Annotated in this window: 15 protein-coding genes; 11 read left to right on the forward strand and 4 right to left on the reverse strand. The window is 56.1% G+C overall.

What is annotated here, in order from left to right; genetic code table 11:
• The first annotated feature begins 5 nt into the window (after positions 1–5).
• From IM300_RS04625 to yejF, 7 genes are all read left to right on the forward strand, one after another.
• A complete protein-coding gene (locus tag IM300_RS04625) occupies positions 6–719 on the forward strand; it encodes a phosphatase PAP2 family protein (protein WP_063450336.1) in 714 nt (237 codons plus the stop codon).
• Positions 720–1,134: 415 nt separating this feature from the next.
• Complete coding sequence (gene mepS / locus IM300_RS04630; RefSeq protein ID WP_003859364.1) at positions 1,135–1,704, forward strand: bifunctional murein DD-endopeptidase/murein LD-carboxypeptidase; 570 nt, start codon at positions 1,135–1,137, stop codon at positions 1,702–1,704.
• Positions 1,705–1,832: 128 nt separating this feature from the next.
• Complete coding sequence (locus IM300_RS04635; RefSeq protein ID WP_193035517.1) at positions 1,833–3,386, forward strand: cyclic di-GMP phosphodiesterase; 1,554 nt, start codon at positions 1,833–1,835, stop codon at positions 3,384–3,386.
• A 75-nt stretch (positions 3,387–3,461) separates the two neighbouring features.
• The gene (locus IM300_RS04640; RefSeq protein WP_193035601.1) at positions 3,462–5,267 is read left to right on the forward strand and encodes an extracellular solute-binding protein; all 1,806 of its coding nucleotides are present in this window, start codon (positions 3,462–3,464) and stop codon (positions 5,265–5,267) included.
• A gap of 9 nt (positions 5,268–5,276) precedes the next feature.
• Positions 5,277–6,371 (forward strand): microcin C ABC transporter permease YejB, encoded by a 1,095-nt coding sequence (locus IM300_RS04645; RefSeq protein WP_193035519.1) that lies wholly within the window; start codon positions 5,277–5,279, stop codon positions 6,369–6,371.
• A complete protein-coding gene (locus tag IM300_RS04650) occupies positions 6,371–7,396 on the forward strand; it encodes a microcin C ABC transporter permease (RefSeq protein WP_107533400.1) in 1,026 nt (341 codons plus the stop codon). The genes IM300_RS04645 and IM300_RS04650 overlap by 1 nt, the downstream gene beginning before the upstream one ends.
• Before the next feature lies 1 nt (position 7,397).
• The gene (yejF, locus tag IM300_RS04655) at positions 7,398–8,987 is read left to right on the forward strand and encodes a microcin C ABC transporter ATP-binding protein YejF (RefSeq protein ID WP_193035520.1); all 1,590 of its coding nucleotides are present in this window, start codon (positions 7,398–7,400) and stop codon (positions 8,985–8,987) included.
• A gap of 3 nt (positions 8,988–8,990) precedes the next feature.
• On the opposite strand, the gene IM300_RS04660 is transcribed toward yejF, so the two are convergent.
• The 3 genes from IM300_RS04660 to rsuA form a co-directional block, all read right to left on the reverse strand.
• The gene (locus IM300_RS04660) at positions 8,991–9,335 is read right to left on the reverse strand and encodes a YejG family protein (RefSeq protein ID WP_003859372.1); all 345 of its coding nucleotides are present in this window, start codon (positions 9,333–9,335) and stop codon (positions 8,991–8,993) included.
• A gap of 276 nt (positions 9,336–9,611) precedes the next feature.
• Positions 9,612–10,811 carry a Bcr/CflA family multidrug efflux MFS transporter gene (locus IM300_RS04665; protein ID WP_063868273.1) on the reverse strand — a complete coding sequence of 400 codons (1,200 nt, stop codon included), beginning with the start codon at positions 10,809–10,811 and terminating at the stop codon, positions 9,612–9,614.
• A 15-nt stretch (positions 10,812–10,826) separates the two neighbouring features.
• Complete coding sequence (rsuA, locus tag IM300_RS04670; RefSeq protein WP_102750723.1) at positions 10,827–11,534, reverse strand: 16S rRNA pseudouridine(516) synthase RsuA; 708 nt, start codon at positions 11,532–11,534, stop codon at positions 10,827–10,829.
• 151 nt (positions 11,535–11,685) lie between these two features.
• Here rsuA and IM300_RS04675 point away from each other — a divergent pair, with 151 nt between their 5' ends.
• Positions 11,686–13,446, forward strand: a complete 1,761-nt coding sequence (locus tag IM300_RS04675) for a DEAD/DEAH box helicase (protein WP_063868271.1) — start codon at positions 11,686–11,688, stop codon at positions 13,444–13,446.
• A gap of 125 nt (positions 13,447–13,571) precedes the next feature.
• Entirely contained in the window at positions 13,572–13,856 is a 285-nt protein-coding gene (gene rplY, locus IM300_RS04680; protein WP_063450345.1) for a 50S ribosomal protein L25, read from the forward strand.
• 51 nt (positions 13,857–13,907) lie between these two features.
• Here rplY and yejK read toward each other — a convergent pair whose 3' ends face one another.
• The gene (yejK, locus tag IM300_RS04685) at positions 13,908–14,915 is read right to left on the reverse strand and encodes a nucleoid-associated protein YejK (RefSeq protein ID WP_028016284.1); all 1,008 of its coding nucleotides are present in this window, start codon (positions 14,913–14,915) and stop codon (positions 13,908–13,910) included.
• Between the two features lie 134 nt (positions 14,916–15,049).
• Here yejK and IM300_RS04690 point away from each other — a divergent pair, with 134 nt between their 5' ends.
• Complete coding sequence (locus IM300_RS04690) at positions 15,050–15,277, forward strand: YejL family protein (protein ID WP_063450346.1); 228 nt, start codon at positions 15,050–15,052, stop codon at positions 15,275–15,277.
• Positions 15,278–15,296: 19 nt separating this feature from the next.
• Positions 15,297–17,057: an LPS biosynthesis-modulating metalloenzyme YejM gene (yejM, locus tag IM300_RS04695; protein WP_193035522.1), complete on the forward strand. Its 1,761-nt coding sequence runs from the start codon at positions 15,297–15,299 to the stop codon at positions 17,055–17,057.
• Positions 17,058–17,110 lie beyond the last annotated feature (53 nt).

Genomic DNA, 17,110 nt, shown 5'->3' on the forward strand with positions numbered 1-17,110 from the left:
AGACTATGACGACTCGACTTCCTGCTATTTTATTGCTTAATGCTGCCGGCCTGGCGATCTTTTTCTCCTGGTATCTTCCGGTGGATCACGGTTTCTGGTTCCCGCTGGATTCCGGACTTTTCCACTTCTTTAACCAGGCGCTGGCGAAGAGCGAGGCCTTCCTGTGGCTGGTTGCGATCACCAACAACCGCGCCTTTGACGGCTGTTCGCTGCTGGCAATGGGCTGCCTGATGCTCTCCTTCTGGCTGAAAGAAGACAAAACGGGTCGTCGCCGTATTCTGATTATCGGCCTGGTGATGCTGCTGACCGCCGTGATTATCAACCAGCTGGCGCAGCATCTGATGCCGGTTAAACGCGCCAGTCCGTCGCTCTCTTTCCCGAACATTAACCGCGTCAGCGAGCTGCTGCATATTCCAACCAAAGATGCCTCGAAGGACAGTTTCCCGGGCGACCACGGTATGATGCTGCTGATTTTTGCTGGCTTTATGCTGCGCTATTTCGGTAAAAAAGCCTTCGCCATCGCCCTGGTTATTGTTGTGGTATTCGCATTCCCGCGGGTAATGATTGGTGCGCACTGGCTGACCGATATCGCCGTGGGCTCATTCACGGCGGTGTTGATTGGCTTACCCTGGGTACTGATGACCCCGTTGAGCGATCGCTTAATAGGTATTTTTGATCGCTATCTTCCCGGCAAATTTAAACAAGTCGGAAACAAATAAATAACGCAAATTAACACCATTCATCAGGGATTGTTTTCGATCCCTGACTCCCTTCTTACCGGCGTCATTCACCCCTGTCATCTTCCCGTCATACTATTCGTGATAAAAATGAAGCAATTGCAGGGATTAGCGTCAGGAATGGCGGCGTTTTGAGCATTTCCACGCTGTAACGTTGTGTATCACAATTTCTTATAAAAAAAGGGACTTTTTTGCTCGCAATACCCTGAGCAATCGGTTAACCTCGAACTCGTTTTGCCCCACTGAGACAATTATTATCGTGGTGAATAATTTTGTGCGTTGCGCCACAGTTTTCACCATAAAGAATTGTCTCATTGTGAACAGATAATTAGTCTCGTCACGGTTGGCATTTTTATAACGATATTTTCGTTAAGGACTTCAAGGGAAAACAAACAAAATGGTCAAATCTCAACCAATCTTGAGATATATCTTGCGGGGGATCCCGGCGATTGCAGTGGCGGTTCTGCTTTCGGCATGTAGCACAACGAATACCGCGAAGAATATGCATCCTGAGACGCGTGTTGTGGGAATGGAAGATTCCTCTTCACTGCAAGCCTCTCAGGATGAATTTGAAAATATGGTACGTAATCTCGACGTTAAGTCGCGCATTATGGATCAGTATGCTGACTGGAAAGGCGTGCGTTATCGTCTGGGCGGCAGCACCAAGAAAGGCATCGATTGTTCTGCGTTCGTACAGCGTACGTTCCGCGAGCAGTTTGGGTTAGACCTTCCGCGTTCTACCTATGAACAGCAGGAAATGGGCAAGTCCATTTCGCGTACTAAACTGCGCACCGGAGATTTAGTCCTGTTCAGAGCGGGTTCAACCGGTCGGCACGTTGGCATCTATATCGGTAACGATCAGTTTGTCCATGCTTCTACCAGCAGCGGCGTGACGATTTCCAGCATGAACGAACCTTACTGGAAAAAGCGCTACAACGAAGCTCGCCGCGTTCTGAGCCGTAGTTAATCTTGCTGTCGTATCGTTGGTTATCCCTTGGCTGGCGATACGATAAAAAAAAGCACTGCTCCGGCAGTGTTTTTTTTTGCCCGTTACACTGATAGACATCCAGCGGCATTTCAGGAATCACGACATCTATGTTTACCCGCTACTTCTCCAGCAATCGCAAGATACTGTTTCTCAGTTTTCTTACGGGGTTATTCACCGCCCTGCTTCTGGGTGCGTTACAGTTTTACTGGAGTTATCACAAGCGAGAAGTCAGGTTCGACACCCTCATTACGGATTTAAGCGTCTATATGGAGGGCTATTTTGACGAGCTCAAAACGTCCATTGATAAGCTCCAGCCGCTCACGCTGAACAGCTGTGACGAAGTCAGCGCGGCGCTGACCTCACGCGCGGCCTTCAGCATTAACGTGCGCGCCTTTTTGCTGGTCAGGGATAAACAGGCCTTCTGCTCTTCAGCAACAGGCCCGATGAATACTCCGATGGAAACGCTTATTCCTCAATTACATATCAGCAAACCTGTTGATATCGCGCTCCTGCCGGGCACGCCCATGCTGCCGGATAAGCCCGCGATTGCCATCTGGTATCGCAATCCGCTGGTGAAAGACGGCGGCGTGTTTACCTCCGTCAACCTCAACCTGTCGCCATATCTTCTCTACACCTCGCGTCAGGATGAGTTTGCCGGCATTGCCATCGTCATAGGCGATTCTGCGTTGTCCACCCGGTCCGAAATGCTGGTTCAGGCAAGTGATTTGCCTGACGTCCCTGCGCGCACCGCCACGCTGAAAAATATTCCTTTGACCGTAAACGTCTATGCGCAGGCCTGGACGACCGATGAGGTGCTGTACGCCGTCTTTTTCGGCCTGGTCTGCGGCATCGCGGCGGGTCTGCTGAACTTCTATATTCTCACTATCCGTCTGAATCCCGGGAAAGAGATCCTCACGGCCATCAAGCGCGACCAGTTTTACGTGGTCTATCAACCCGTCGTGGATGCGCAGTCGCTCAAAATGACCGGGCTGGAAGTCCTGATGCGCTGGAAGCATCCGGTAATGGGTGAAATCCCACCGGACGCCTTTATCACTTTCGCCGAAGCGCAGAAGCTGATCGTTCCGCTGACGCTGCACCTTTTTGACCTGATCGTTCGCGATGCCCCGGTTCTGCAAACGCGGCTTCCACCCGGCGCCAAGTTCGGGATAAACATCGCGCCCGGTCATCTGCATGCGGAAAGCTTTAAAGAGGATATGCTCGCCTTTGCCGCCGCCCTGCCACCCGATCATTTCCAGATAGTGCTGGAAATAACCGAGCGCGACATGATTAACCACCGCGAGGCTAATCAACTGTTCGAATGGCTGCACGATGAAGGTTTTGAAATCGCCATCGATGATTTTGGCACCGGCCACAGCGCGCTGATCTATCTTGAACGCTTCACCATGGATTACCTGAAAATAGATCGCGGTTTTGTCAACGCCATCGGGACGGAGACCGTCACCTCGCCGGTGCTTGACGCGGTGCTGACGCTGGCGGGACGCCTGAATATGTTAACCGTCGCCGAGGGCGTTGAAACACCTGAGCAGGCGGCGTGGCTGCGCGAGCATGGCGTGAACTATCTTCAGGGCTACTGGATCGGCCGCCCGATGCCGCTGGAGGAGTTTAAGACGTGGCAACCCGACGTCACGCTCGGGGAATAATTTCACAATCGCGGCGCAGTCACTTATTATTCTCCTCAACCGAGCCTGCCTGTGAACAAAGGGATCCGCCGCACGATGATTATGCGCGTTGTAGTGATGCTGTTGGCGCTGGTGAGCCTGTCGAGCCAGGCGCAGTCCATCAAAGAAAGCACGGCCTTTGCCGTCATAGGCGAGCCGAAATACGCGGTCAACTTTACCCACTACGATTACGTGAACCCCGCCGCACCCAAAGGCGGGAACGTGACGCTTTCCGCCACGGGAACGTTTGATAACTTTAACCGCTTTGCCCTCCGCGGCGTGGCGGCAGCCCGAACCGAATCCCTCTATGACACGCTGTTTGTCACCTCCGACGACGAGCCCGGCAGCTATTATCCCCTGGTTGCCGAGAACGTGCGTTACGCTGATGATTTTAGCTGGGCAGAAATCGCGATCAATCCGCAGGCGCGTTTTCATGACGGCTCCCCGGTTAGCGCCCGCGACGTGGCGTTCACCTTTCATAAATTTATGACCGAGGGCGTACCGCAGTTTCGTCTGGTGTACAAGGGCACCACGGTGAAAGCCATCGCCCCGCTGACCGTGCGAATCGAACTGAGTGAGCCGAACAAAGAGAACATGCTGAGCCTGTTCTCCCTGCCCGTCATGCCTGAATCGTTCTGGAAAAACCATAAGCTGAGCGATCCCCTCTCTACCCCGCCGCTGGCCGGGGGACCCTATCGCATTACCGACTGGCGCATGGGCCAGTATGTGATCTATTCCCGCGTAAAAGATTACTGGGCTGCCGCGCTGCCGGTAAACCGTGGCCGCTGGAACTTCGATACCCTCCGCTACGACTACTACCTCGATGACAACGTGGCCTTCGAGGCGTTTAAGGCAGGCGCGTTTGATTTACGTGTCGAGAACAGCGCCAAAAACTGGGCTACCCGGTATATCGGAAAAAACTTCGCGAAAGGCTATATCGTTAAAGACGAACACAAAAATGAATCTGCGCAAGATACGCGCTGGCTGGCATTTAACATCCAGCGTCCGGTGTTTTCCGATCGTCGGGTGCGTGAAGCCATTACCCTGGCGTTTGATTTTGAATGGATGAACAAAGCGCTGTTCTACGGAGCCTACAGCCGGGCGAACAGCTATTTTCAGAATACCGACTACGCCGCCCGTGATTATCCCAACGCGGATGAACTGGTTCTGCTGGCTCCGATGAAAGCGCAGCTGCCGCCGGAGGTGTTCACCCGCGTATTTGAACCGCCCAAATCCGACGGAAACGGGTTCGACCGTGAAAATCTGCTGAAAGCCAGCAAGCTGCTGGATGACGCCGGGTGGGTGCTGAAAAACCAGCAGCGGGTGAATGCCAAAACCGGTAAACCCCTGAGCTTCGAACTGCTGATTGCCTCCGGCGCGAACGACCAGTGGGTGCTGCCCTTTAAAAAGAACCTTGCCCGGCTTGGGGTGATCATGAATATTCGCCAGGTGGATATCGCGCAGCTTACCAACCGCAAGCGCAGCCGCGATTACGACATGATGCAGAGCCTGTGGGCCGCGCAGCCGTGGCCGAGCTCAGATCTGCAAATCTCCTGGGCATCGGGCTATATCAACTCCTCTTACAACGCACCGGGCGTCAAGAGCCCGGTGATTGATGCGCTGATTGCGAAAATCGTGGCCGCTCAGGGCGATAAAGAGAAACTTCTGCCGCTCGGGCGCGCGCTTGACCGGGTGTTAACCTGGAACTATTACATGCTGCCGATGTGGTACATGGGTGAAGATCGCGTGGCCCGCTGGGACAAATTCTCCCTGCCAGCCGTTCGCCCGGTTTATACGCTTGGTTTTGATACGTGGTGGTATGACGTGAATAAAGCCGCAAAACTGCCCGCAGCGCGGCGTTAAGGAGTGACGATGGGCGCTTATCTTATCCGCCGGCTGCTGCTGGTGATCCCGACGCTGTGGGCCATCATCACCATTAACTTTTTTATCGTGCAGATTGCTCCCGGCGGCCCGGTGGACCAGGCGATTGCGGCAATAGAATTTGGTCACGCTGGCGGCATGCCGGGCGGCGGCGGCGAAGGGATGGGCGCCAGCCATGCCCGGACGGGCGTGGGCAATATCAGCGAAAGCCACTACCGGGGCGGCCGTGGGCTGGATCCGGAGGTGATCGCCGAGATCACCCACCGCTATGGTTTCGACAAGCCGCTGCACGAGCGTTATTTCAACATGCTCTGGGATTACGTCCGTTTCGATTTTGGCGACAGCCTGTTTCGCAGCGCCTCGGTGTTAACCCTGATCAAACAAAGCCTGCCGGTGTCCATCACGCTCGGGCTGTGGGGAACGCTGATCATCTATCTGGTCTCCATTCCGCTGGGGATCCGCAAAGCGGTCCACAACGGTAGCCGTTTCGATATCTGGAGCAGCACGTTCATTATTATTGGCTACGCGATCCCGGCGTTTCTGTTCGCCGTGCTGCTGATTGTCTTTTTTGCCGGCGGCAGTTATTTCGACCTCTTCCCGCTGCGCGGGCTGGTTTCCGCGGATTTCAGCACGCTGCCGTGGTATCAGAAAATCACCGACTACTTCTGGCACATCACGCTTCCGGTGCTGGCAACGGTTATTGGCGGCTTTGCGGCGCTTACGATGCTCACCAAAAACGCCTTTCTCGATGAGATCCGCAAACAGTACGTGGTCACCGCCTGCGCCAAAGGCGTCGGTGAAAAGCAGATTATGTGGAAGCACGTTTTTCGCAACGCCATGCTGCTGGTGATTGCCGGTTTTCCCGCCACGTTCATCAGTATGTTTTTTACCGGCTCGCTGCTGATAGAAGTGATGTTCTCTCTCAACGGATTAGGGCTGCTGGGCTATGAGGCCACCGTCTCCCGTGATTATCCGGTGATGTTTGGCACACTGTACATTTTCACCCTGATCGGCCTGCTGCTGAATATCATCAGCGATATCAGCTACACGCTGGTCGATCCCCGTATCGATTTTGAGGGCCGCTGATGTCGCGTTTAAGCCCCGTCAATCAGGCCCGCTGGGCTCGCTTTCGCCACAACCGTCGCGGCTACTGGTCCCTGTGGATCTTCGCCGTCCTGTTCGCCTTAAGTCTGTGTTCGGAACTGATTGCCAACGATAAACCCCTGCTGGTGCATTTCAAAGACCGCTGGTACGTGCCGGTACTTACTACCTATAGCGAAAGCGATTTTGGCGGTCCGTTTGCGACGCCAGCCGAGTATCAGGATCCCTGGCTGCGTGAACAGATCGCGCAGCACGGCTGGGCGATCTGGGCACCGATTCGCTTTGGCGCGAACAGCATCAACTATGCCACCTCCACCCCCTTCCCTTCCCCGCCTTCCTCGCAGAACTGGCTGGGAACGGACGCGAACGGCGGCGATGTGCTGGCGCGCATTCTTTACGGCACCCGCATCTCGCTCCTGTTTGGACTGATGCTGACGCTCTTTTCCAGCATCATGGGCGTCGTGGCGGGCGCCGTGCAGGGCTATTACGGTGGGAAAATCGATTTGTGGGGGCAGCGCGTGATTGAAGTCTGGTCCGGTATGCCGACGCTGTTTCTGATAATCCTGCTTTCCAGCGTGGTTCAGCCTGGCTTCTGGTGGCTGCTCGGGATCACCGTCCTGTTCGGCTGGATGGCGCTGGTCGGCGTGGTGCGCGCGGAGTTTCTGCGCACGCGAAATTACGACTATATTCGCGCTGCGCAGGCGTTAGGCGTGAGCGATCGCGCAATCATCTTCCGCCATATGCTTCCCAATGCGGTGGTGGCGACCCTCACCTTCCTGCCATTTATTTTGTGTAGCTCCATCACCACCCTGACGTCACTCGATTTTCTGGGCTTCGGTTTGCCGCTGGGCTCACCGTCCCTTGGCGAACTGCTGTTACAGGGCAAAAATAATCTTCAGGCCCCCTGGCTGGGCATCGCCGCATTCCTTTCCGTGGCGGTGCTGCTTTCCCTGCTGATTTTTATTGGCGAAGCCGTGCGCGATGCCTTCGATCCCAACAAGGCGGTATGACATGACCCGGCCTCTTCTGAGCATAGAAAACCTGTCGATTGCGTTTTCAAAGCAGGGCGAATCACGCACGGTAGTGACGGATTTATCGTTGCAGATCCAGCGCGGAGAGACGCTGGCGCTGGTCGGGGAATCCGGTTCCGGTAAAAGCGTCTCGGCACTTTCGGTGCTGCGCCTGCTCCCTTCCCCGCCGGTCAGCTATCCGCAGGGAGACATTCTGTTCCATGGGCAATCGCTGCTGAATGCGAATGAGCAAACCCTGCGCGGCATTCGCGGCAATAAAATTGCCATGATTTTCCAGGAGCCGATGGTGTCGCTTAACCCACTGCATACGCTGGAAAAACAGCTCTATGAAGTGCTGTCACTTCATCGGGGGATGCGTAAAGAGGCGGCGCGGGGTGAAATTCTGGACTGCCTGGAGCGCACCGGCATTCGTCATGCGGCGAAACGACTGAACGATTTCCCGCACCAGCTTTCCGGCGGCGAGCGCCAGCGCGTGATGATCGCGATGGCCCTGCTGACGCGCCCCGAGCTGTTGATTGCGGATGAACCCACCACCGCGCTGGACGTCACGGTGCAGGCGCAAATTCTGCAACTGCTGCGCGAGCTTCGCGACGAGCTGAACATGAGCCTGCTTTTTATTACGCATAACCTGAGCATCGTGAAAAAGCTCGCTGACGCGGTGGCCGTGATGCAAAACGGCCGCTGCGTGGAACAGAACAGGGCATCCGCCCTGCTGAGCGCGCCTCAGCACCCGTATACCCGGCGCCTGCTGGACAGCGAACCTTCTGGCGACCCGGTTCCGCTTAACGCCGACAGCGCGCCGTTGCTGAAGGTTGAGGGGCTGTCGGTGTCATTCCCGATCCGCAAGGGCATTTTGCGCCGCGTGGTTGATCATAATCATGTCCTGAAAAACATGAGCTTCTCTCTGCGTGCGGGTGAGTCGCTTGGGCTTGTGGGCGAATCCGGCTCGGGCAAAAGCACCACCGGCCTGGCGCTGCTGCGCCTGATTGCCTCGCAGGGAGACATTCTCTTTGACGGCATGCCGCTGCAAAACCTGAGCCGCCGCCAAATGCTGCCCGTCCGCCCGCGCATGCAGGTGGTATTTCAGGATCCGAACTCTTCGCTGAACCCGCGGCTAAGCGTGTTGCAGATTGTCGAGGAGGGCCTGCGCGTTCACCAGCCCGCGCTGACGGCACATCAGCGCGAAAGTGAGGTGAAGCGGGTGCTGGCGGAAGTCGGGTTAGATCCCGAAACCCGCCACCGCTACCCGGCAGAGTTTTCTGGCGGCCAGCGCCAGCGTATCGCGATTGCCCGCGCGCTGATCCTGAAACCGGAGCTGATCGTGCTGGACGAGCCGACGTCCTCGCTGGACCGCACCGTGCAGGCGCAGATCCTGACGCTGCTGAAGGGGCTACAGGAAAAGCATCGGCTGGCCTATATCTTTATCAGCCACGATTTACAGGTGGTGCGTGCGCTTTGCCATCAGGTGGTGGTATTGCGGCAGGGAGAGGTTGTTGAGCAAGGAGAGTGCCAGCGCGTATTTACCGCGCCGACGCAGGATTACACGCGCCAGCTATTGTCCGCTGACTAGCACTCAGAAGGGATATTGACCGGAGAACGGTTCGGCAATCGCCACGCCGAAGTTTTTCAGGCGGCAGGTCGCGGCAAACTCATCCTGGCTGTTAACAAACAGGCACGGCTCACCTTCGCATTCCAGCACGGAGCTGTCTACTTCGATATCCGTCAGCGCCTGGCTGAGACGTTCCATAACCGGCCACGCGTTTTCATCGCTCGGGCTGAGCAGCTTGAGCGCCACCAGGCAATTATCCTCCCCTGCAACGCTTTGCGGAATCGGTTCAACTTTCGAACCTGCAAAACCCGTCGACCAGCGATAGCTCTGGGGCAAGCGATGGACAATGGAGAGTTGTAATGTATTCACGTTCAGTTCCCCGGAAGCAAATTTACTTCACAATTTATTTACATTTATAGTAACACATCATCGCCAACCTGCACTGTTTAGCGGATTTTATAGGCGTCACAGGCTCGCGTCGGCGCTATATGTACCCGTTTCTGCGATCTAACTCAACCTTTTTAAATACAATGATGTGACTTTTTACATAAATAGATTTTACATAAAAGAAACAAACACAGGGTAAACGAACGAAGGGTTGGTTGATATGGGTCAACAAAAAGGCCCGTATCGGGCCTTAAGCGTTCATTTATGCGCCGTCTTACGCGGCCGGCTGGCATACAGATAGAAGAGGATGGAGCTGGTCGCGCAGAGGGCGATCGCCCACAGCATCGGCCAGGCGGTATTAAACGTCGCCATTGAGAGCAGCGCTCCGACTATCGCGCCAATCCCGAAGCGGAACGTCCCTGCCAGCGACGAGGCGGTGCCCGCCATATGCGGGAATTCGTCGAGGATCACCGCCATTGCGTTGGACGAGACCATCGACACGCATCCGACAAACGCCGCCACGCCCACCACCAGCGCCCAGAAGCCGACGCCTAACAGCGCGCTCACCACCAGCCAGATAGCCATCACGAACTGGATCCACAGCCCGGCGCGGAACATATTCAGCGCCCCGACCCGCCGGACAAAGCGGCTGTTGATAATGGTCATGACAAACAGGAACACGATATTCAGCGCGAAATAGTAGCCAAAGTGCTGGGGTGATACGTGGTTCAGTTCGATGTACACAAACGGCCCCGCGCTCAGAAACGAGAACATCCCGGCAAAGCTAAAGCCGCTCGCCAGCATATAGCTGAGCACACGCTTGTGGCGAAACAGCGAGGCAAAGTTGCCAAGCGTAGTGCGAACGTGAAACTTCTGGCGTCGCTCGACCGGCAGCGTTTCATCGATAAAGACGAAGATCATCACCGAGGCCAGCAGCGCGGCAATCGCCAGGATCCAGAAAATCGCATGCCAGCTGAACCACACCAGCACCGCCCCGCCCACCATGGGAGCGACCAGCGGCGCAATGGTCGTGACCAGCATGACAAACGACATCATGCGCGAGAACTCTTCCTTCGGGTAAACGTCACGCATCAGCGCGTTGATGACCACGCTTGCCGCAGCCGCCGCCAGGCCATGGAAGAAACGCATCACGATCAGCTGATCGATACTCTGCGCCAGCGCGCAGGCCACCGCCGCCGCGGCAAATATCAACGTTCCGCCCAGAATAACCGGTTTACGCCCCAGGCTGTCAGCCATTGGGCCATAAAAGAGCTGGCCGAGCGCGAACCCAAGGATGTAGGTGCTGAGCGTCATCTGCGCGCTGCCCGCCGGTACGCCAAACTGCGCGGAAATCACCGGCAGCGCGGGCAGATACATATCGATAGACAGCGGCATCAGCATGGCCAGCAGGCCAAGGATAAACACAATTTTAAACGACGAGTGTGGCCTGGTGGTCACAGGGTTCTCCTGAATTTAGCGTGAAGGCAGCCCGACGCTGGCGATCTCTTCTTCCGTCAGCGGGCGATATTCCCCTGGCTCAAGGTCGGGATCGAGCTCAATCGCGCCGATACGCTCACGATGCAGCCCCACCACGTGGTTGCCCACGGCGGCAAACATACGTTTCACCTGGTGGTAGCGGCCTTCACTGATGGTCAGACGGACGTCCGTTGGGGTGATGACTTCCAGCACCGCCGGTTTGGTCAGATCTTTTTCATTATGCAGCTGAACGCCTTTCGCGAATTGCTCTGCCGTGTCATCCGAGACCGGCGATTCCAGCGTCACCCGATAGGTTTTCTCACAGTGATGGCGCGGGGAGGTGATGCGGTGCGACCACTGCCCGTCATCGGTCATCAGCACCAGGCCGGTGGTATCAATATCCAGACGCCCTGCCGCATGCAGCTTGTGCGCCACAGGCTCATCCAGGAAGTAGAGCACCGTCGGGTGATCCGGATCGTCCGTTGAACAGACGTACCCTTCCGGTTTGTTGAGCATGAAGTAGCGCGGGCCATTCTGCTGGGTCAGCGGGTTGCCGTCATACTCCACCTCGTGGTCGGGCTGGAGTTTAAAAGCGCTGTCTTTCACAATGTCGCCGTCCACGGTTACGCGGCTGGCGCGAATTTCACGCCCGGCAATAGCGCGGCTTACGCCGAGTTGCTGAGCGATAAACTTATCAAGTCGCATGAAATCTTTTTTGCCTTAATGGTGCTGGAAGTCGGACTACGCGTCCGAAAAAGAAGCAGTCAGAAACAGTTCAGTATAATGGTCTGGTTGCGCCACTCAAGGGAAAAAGTTTCGTGGCATACTATATGCGAGTTAACTGAATAGAGAAGCCATGACTTTCACACTACGCCCCTATCAGCAGGAAGCCGTTGATGCCACCCTCGCCTGGTTTCGCAAGCACCGGGAACCCGCCGCCATCGTGCTCCCGACCGGAGCCGGTAAAAGCCTGGTGATTGCCGAACTGGCGCGCCTGGCCCGCGGGCGCGTGCTGGTGCTGGCGCACGTCAAAGAGCTGGTGGCGCAAAACCACGCCAAATACTGTGCGCTCGGCCTGGAGGCCGACATTTTTGCTGCCGGGCTGAAGCGCAAAGAGAGTCACGGAAAAGTGGTGTTTGGCAGCGTACAGTCGGTGGCCCGCAACCTGGACCTGTTTCGCAGCGAGTTTTCCCTGCTGATTGTCGACGAATGTCACCGCATCAGCGATGACGACGACAGCCAGTATCAGCAAATCCTCACTCACCTGAAAGCGGTGAATCCTCAGATACGTCTGCTTGGCCTGACCGCCACGCCGTTTCGTCTGGGCAAGGGCTGGATTTATCAGTTCCATTATCACGGCATGGTGCGTGGCGACGAAAAAGCCCTGTTCCGCGACTGTATCTATGAGCTTCCGCTGCGCTACATGATCAAGCACGGCTACCTGACGCCGCCGGAACGGCTGGATATGCCGGTCGTGCAGTATGATTTCAGCCGCTTACAGGCGCAGAGCAACGGGCTGTTCAGCGAGGCGGATCTTAACCATGAGCTGAAAAAACAGAAGCGGATCACGCCGCATATCATCAGCCAGATTGAAGAGTTCGCGCAAACGCGTAAAGGGGTGATGATTTTTGCTGCCACCGTCGAACACGCGCGCGAAATCACGGGGCTGCTGCCCGCCGACGACGCGGCGTTAATTACCGGTGAAACCCCCGGGCCGGAGCGCGACAGCCTGATTGAGGCCTTCAAAGCCCAGCAGTTCCGCTACCTGGTGAATGTCTCCGTATTAACCACCGGGTTTGACGCCCCGCACGTCGACCTGATTGCGATCCTGCGCCCGACCGAATCCGTCAGCCTGTATCAGCAGATTGTCGGGCGCGGGCTGCGCCTGGCGCCGGGCAAAACCGACTGCCTGATCCTTGATTACGCCGGTAACCCGCACGATCTCTACTCCCCGGAAGTGGGCACGCCAAAAGGCAAAAGCGACAACGTGCCGGTACAGGTATTTTGCCCGGCCTGCGGGTTTGCCAACACTTTCTGGGGCAAAACCACCGCCGACGGCACGCTGATTGAGCACTTTGGCCGCCGCTGTCAGGGCTGGTTTGAAGACGACGACGGTCATCGCGAGCAGTGCGACTTCCGCTTCCGCTTCAAAAACTGCCCGCAGTGCAACGCCGAGAACGACATCGCTGCCCGCCGCTGTCGGGAGTGCGACACGGTGCTGGTCGACCCGGACGACATGCTGAAAGCGGCGCTGAAGCTGAAGGATGCGCTGGTGCTGCGCTGTTCCGGCATGGCGCTACAGCCCGGCGCGGATGAAAAAGGCGAGTGGCTAAAAATCACCTATTACGACGAGGACGGCGCAGACGTCAGCGAGCGGTTCAGGGTTCAGACGCCCGCCCAGCGAACCGCGTTCGAACAACTTTTTATCCGCCCGCATACCCGCACGCCCGGCGTGCCGCTGCGCTGGATAACCGTGGCGGATATCGTGCACCAGCAGGTGCTGCTGCGCCATCCCGATTTCGTTGTCGCCCGCAAAAAAGGCCAGTTCTGGCAGGTGCGTGAGAAGGTCTTTGACTATGAAGGGCGCTTCCGGCGGGCGAACGAATTACGCGGTTAGCGGGACTTTTCGTTGATGCGCGCGCCATTTGAGTATAAAATGCCGCCCGCTTCACATCCGTGAGGCAGAACACTCACCTGCTGCTGGGTCGCCTGTAGCAGGGTTTTAAATACAGAGAGAAATCAATGTTCACTATCGAAGCAGAAGTACGTAACGTGCAGGGTAAGGGTGCGAGCCGCCGCCTGCGTACCGCTAACAAGTTCCCGGCTATCGTTTACGGTGGCGAAGCTGCTCCAGTTGCTATCGAACTGGATCACGACAAAGTATGGAACATGCAGACTAAAGCTGAATTCTACAGCGAAGTTCTGACCATCGTTGTTGGCGGTAAAGAAGAAAAAGTGAAAGTTCAGGCTGTTCAGCGTCACCCGTTCAAGCCAAAACTGTCTCACATCGACTTCGTTCGCGCGTAATCGCAAACCTGTCGAGAAAAACCCCGCTTCTGCGGGGTTTTTTTATGGCCGTTATTTACCGCCTGAGGTGCGACGCTGGAGCTGATCGCGCAGGTTCGGCGGCGTACCTTTAATGGTCAGCGTATCGGTGGCCGGATCCCAGAAGATACGTTCCCCGAGCAGCATGGCATCAAAGTTAATGGTTAACCCACCGCCGCTGCCGGCAAATTTCGTCAGCTGACGCAGGGTGCTGCGATCCGCCGGGAAGCTCTCTTCCAGCTCATAGCCTTTGTCCGCAGTAAATTCCTGGAAGCTGACTTCGCTGACGCCCGCCAGCTCTTTGGACAGCGACTCCAGCTCAATCTCTTCCCCGGCCTGTAACTGCTCGTTGCAGTAGCTGTAAACCTGCTGACGCACGTTCTGACGCTCAGACTTATCAAGCTGCGCCTCAGCCGTAAAGTCATCCACCGCCTGGAGCAGACCTTTATTCTGCGCTTTGGCGTTCAGCCCTTCGCTGGCGCCGAGAAAGTCCATAAAGAAATCCGCCACTTTGCGGCCCACGCGGCCTTTGAGGAAGGTCAGGTAGCGCGTTGATTCCGGGTTGGTTTCCCATTCGGTTAAATCGATACGCGCCACAATATCCGCATGGTTAATATCCAGATAGTGCGTTGAGCTTATATCCAGCTGCTCGTTCACGCGCATGCTGCTTAAGTTATTCAGCACGGTTACCAGCAGATACTCTACCGCCAGATAACGGTAGTGGCAGAACAGGACGATACCGCCATCGGCGAAGGGATATTTCGCCAGTTCGTCACGCAGACGGCCCGTGGCAGCGCGGCTGAACGCCAGGAAATCCTCTTCGCCCTGACGTTGCAGGCGCAGGCTATCCGCCAGCTCGCTCTCTTCGCTGAACAAGCCATAGGCTTTATTTTTCGCGCTGTAGACGCGATGCAGCTCCGCCATCATCTCGACAACGGTAGGCGTTGGTTCCAGTAACGAATCGCGCAGCACCACTTCAAGGGTTTGCTCATCACGCTTGATAAGCTGGTGCAAGGCAATCTGGTTGATTTCCAGACTCATGATAAACTCTCCTTTTAGACCGGGCGGTATTCAACCACCACCAACGCATGTGTGCAACAGAAGATAAAAAAGGGGAAAAAAAGCTGTTGCTACGGTAATATGTCGCCCTTCTCTCAACAAACTGATTTTGATTTATGCCACAACATTCCCGCTACAGTGACGAACACGTTGAACAACTGCTCGGTGAGCTGGTCAACGTACTGGAAAAACATAAAACGCCAACCGATCTCTCCCTGATGGTTTTGGGAAATATGGTTACCAATCTGATTAATACCAGCGTTGCTCCGGCTCAGCGTCAGGCGATCGCCAAATCTTTCGCCCAGGCATTGCAGTCCTCCGTTAGCGACGACCAGGCACACTAAGGGAAACGAACAACAGTTTATGGTGACGAATCGTCAGCGCTACCGTGAAAAAGTCTCCCAGATGGTCAGCTGGGGGCACTGGTTTGCCCTGTTCAACATTCTGTTGGCGATGGTGCTCGGCTGCCGTTATCTGTTTGTGGCGGACTGGCCAACCACGTTAACCGGGCGAGTCTACTCGTGGATGAGCCTTGTTGGTCACTTTAGCTTTCTGGTTTTCGCCACCTATCTGCTGATCCTGTTCCCTCTGACGTTTATCGTCATGTCGCAGCGGCTGATGCGCTTCCTGTCCGCTATCCTTGCGACGGCGGGCATGACCCTGTTGCTTATCGACAGCGAAGTCTTCACCCGGTTCCACCTGCACCTGAACCCTATCGTCTGGGAGCTGGTGATTAACCCGGATCAGAACGAGACCGCGCGCGACTGGCAGCTGATGTTTATCAGCGTGCCAATAATCCTGCTGATTGAAATGCTGTTCGCCACGTGGAGCTGGCAAAAGCTCCGCAGTCTGACCCGACGCCGCCATTACGCGAAGCCCGTCGCGGCGCTCTTTTTCGCCTCATTTATCGGTTCGCACCTGATGTATATCTGGGCAGATGCGAACTTCTACCGCCCGATTACCATGCAGCGCGCGAATCTGCCGCTCTCCTATCCGATGACGGCGCGTCGTTTCCTGGAAAAACACGGCCTGCTGGATGCGCAGGAGTACCAGCGTCGTCTGGTGGAACAGGGTAATCCGGAAGCGGTTAGCGTGCAGTATCCTTTGAGCGATCTGAAATATCGCGACATGGGCCGCGGTCAGAACGTGCTGCTGATTACCGTTGATGGCCTGAACTATTCTCGCTATGAGAAACAGATGCCTGCCCTGGCTGAATTCGCGCAGAACAACATCGCATTTACTCAGCATATGAGCTCCGGTAATTCGACCGACGCGGGTATTTTCGGCCTGTTCTACGGCATTTCACCGAGCTATATGGACGGCGTGCTGTCTGCCCGTATTCCGGCCGCGCTGATTACCGGGCTTAATCAGCAGGGCTACCAGCTGGGGCTGTTCGCCTCCGATGGCTTCAACAGCTCGCTGTACCGCCAGGCGCTGCTGTCTGATTTCTCACTGCCTGCCGCGCAGAGCCAGTCTGACGATCGGACCGCTGACCAGTGGATAGACTGGCTGAAGCGCTATGCGCAGGAAGATAACCGCTGGTTCTCCTGGGTTGCGTTTAACGGCACAACGCTTGATGACAGCAATCAGAAAGGCTTCTCGCGCCGCTATAGCCGTGCGGCGGGTGACGTCGATGCGCAGATTGGCCGCGTGCTGACCGCCCTGCGCGACGCGGGCAAGCTGGACAATACGGTCGTCATTATTACGGCGGGACACGGCGTGCCGCTCGGCGACGAGGCGAAGGGCATGGAATGGTCGCGTCCCAACCTGCATGTTCCCCTGGTGATCCACTGGCCGGGCACGCCCGCGCAGCGCATCAACATGCTGACCGACCATAAAGACGTCATGACCACGCTAATGCAACGACTGCTGCACGTCAGCACGCCGGCGAATGAGTACTCGCAGGGACAGGACCTCTTTAGCGCCACGCGCCGTCATAACTGGGTCACGGCTGCCGGCGGAAATACGCTGGTGGTGACCACGCCGACGCTGTCCCTGGTGCTCAACAGCAACGGGAATTACCAGACGTATAATCTCGAAGGTGAGAAGCTCAAAGATCAGAAACCGCAGCTCAGTTTGCTGTTGCAGGTGCTGACAGACGAGAAGCGCTTTATCGCTAACTGATTATTTATGAATCAGTTAGCGCTGCTTTCCCCTTGCAATCAAAAAGGAATCGA

Origin of the sequence: Enterobacter cloacae complex sp. I2 (assembly GCF_014896205.1) — a bacterium.
In the GTDB taxonomy this organism is placed as follows: Bacteria; Pseudomonadota; Gammaproteobacteria; order Enterobacterales; family Enterobacteriaceae; genus Enterobacter; species Enterobacter quasihormaechei.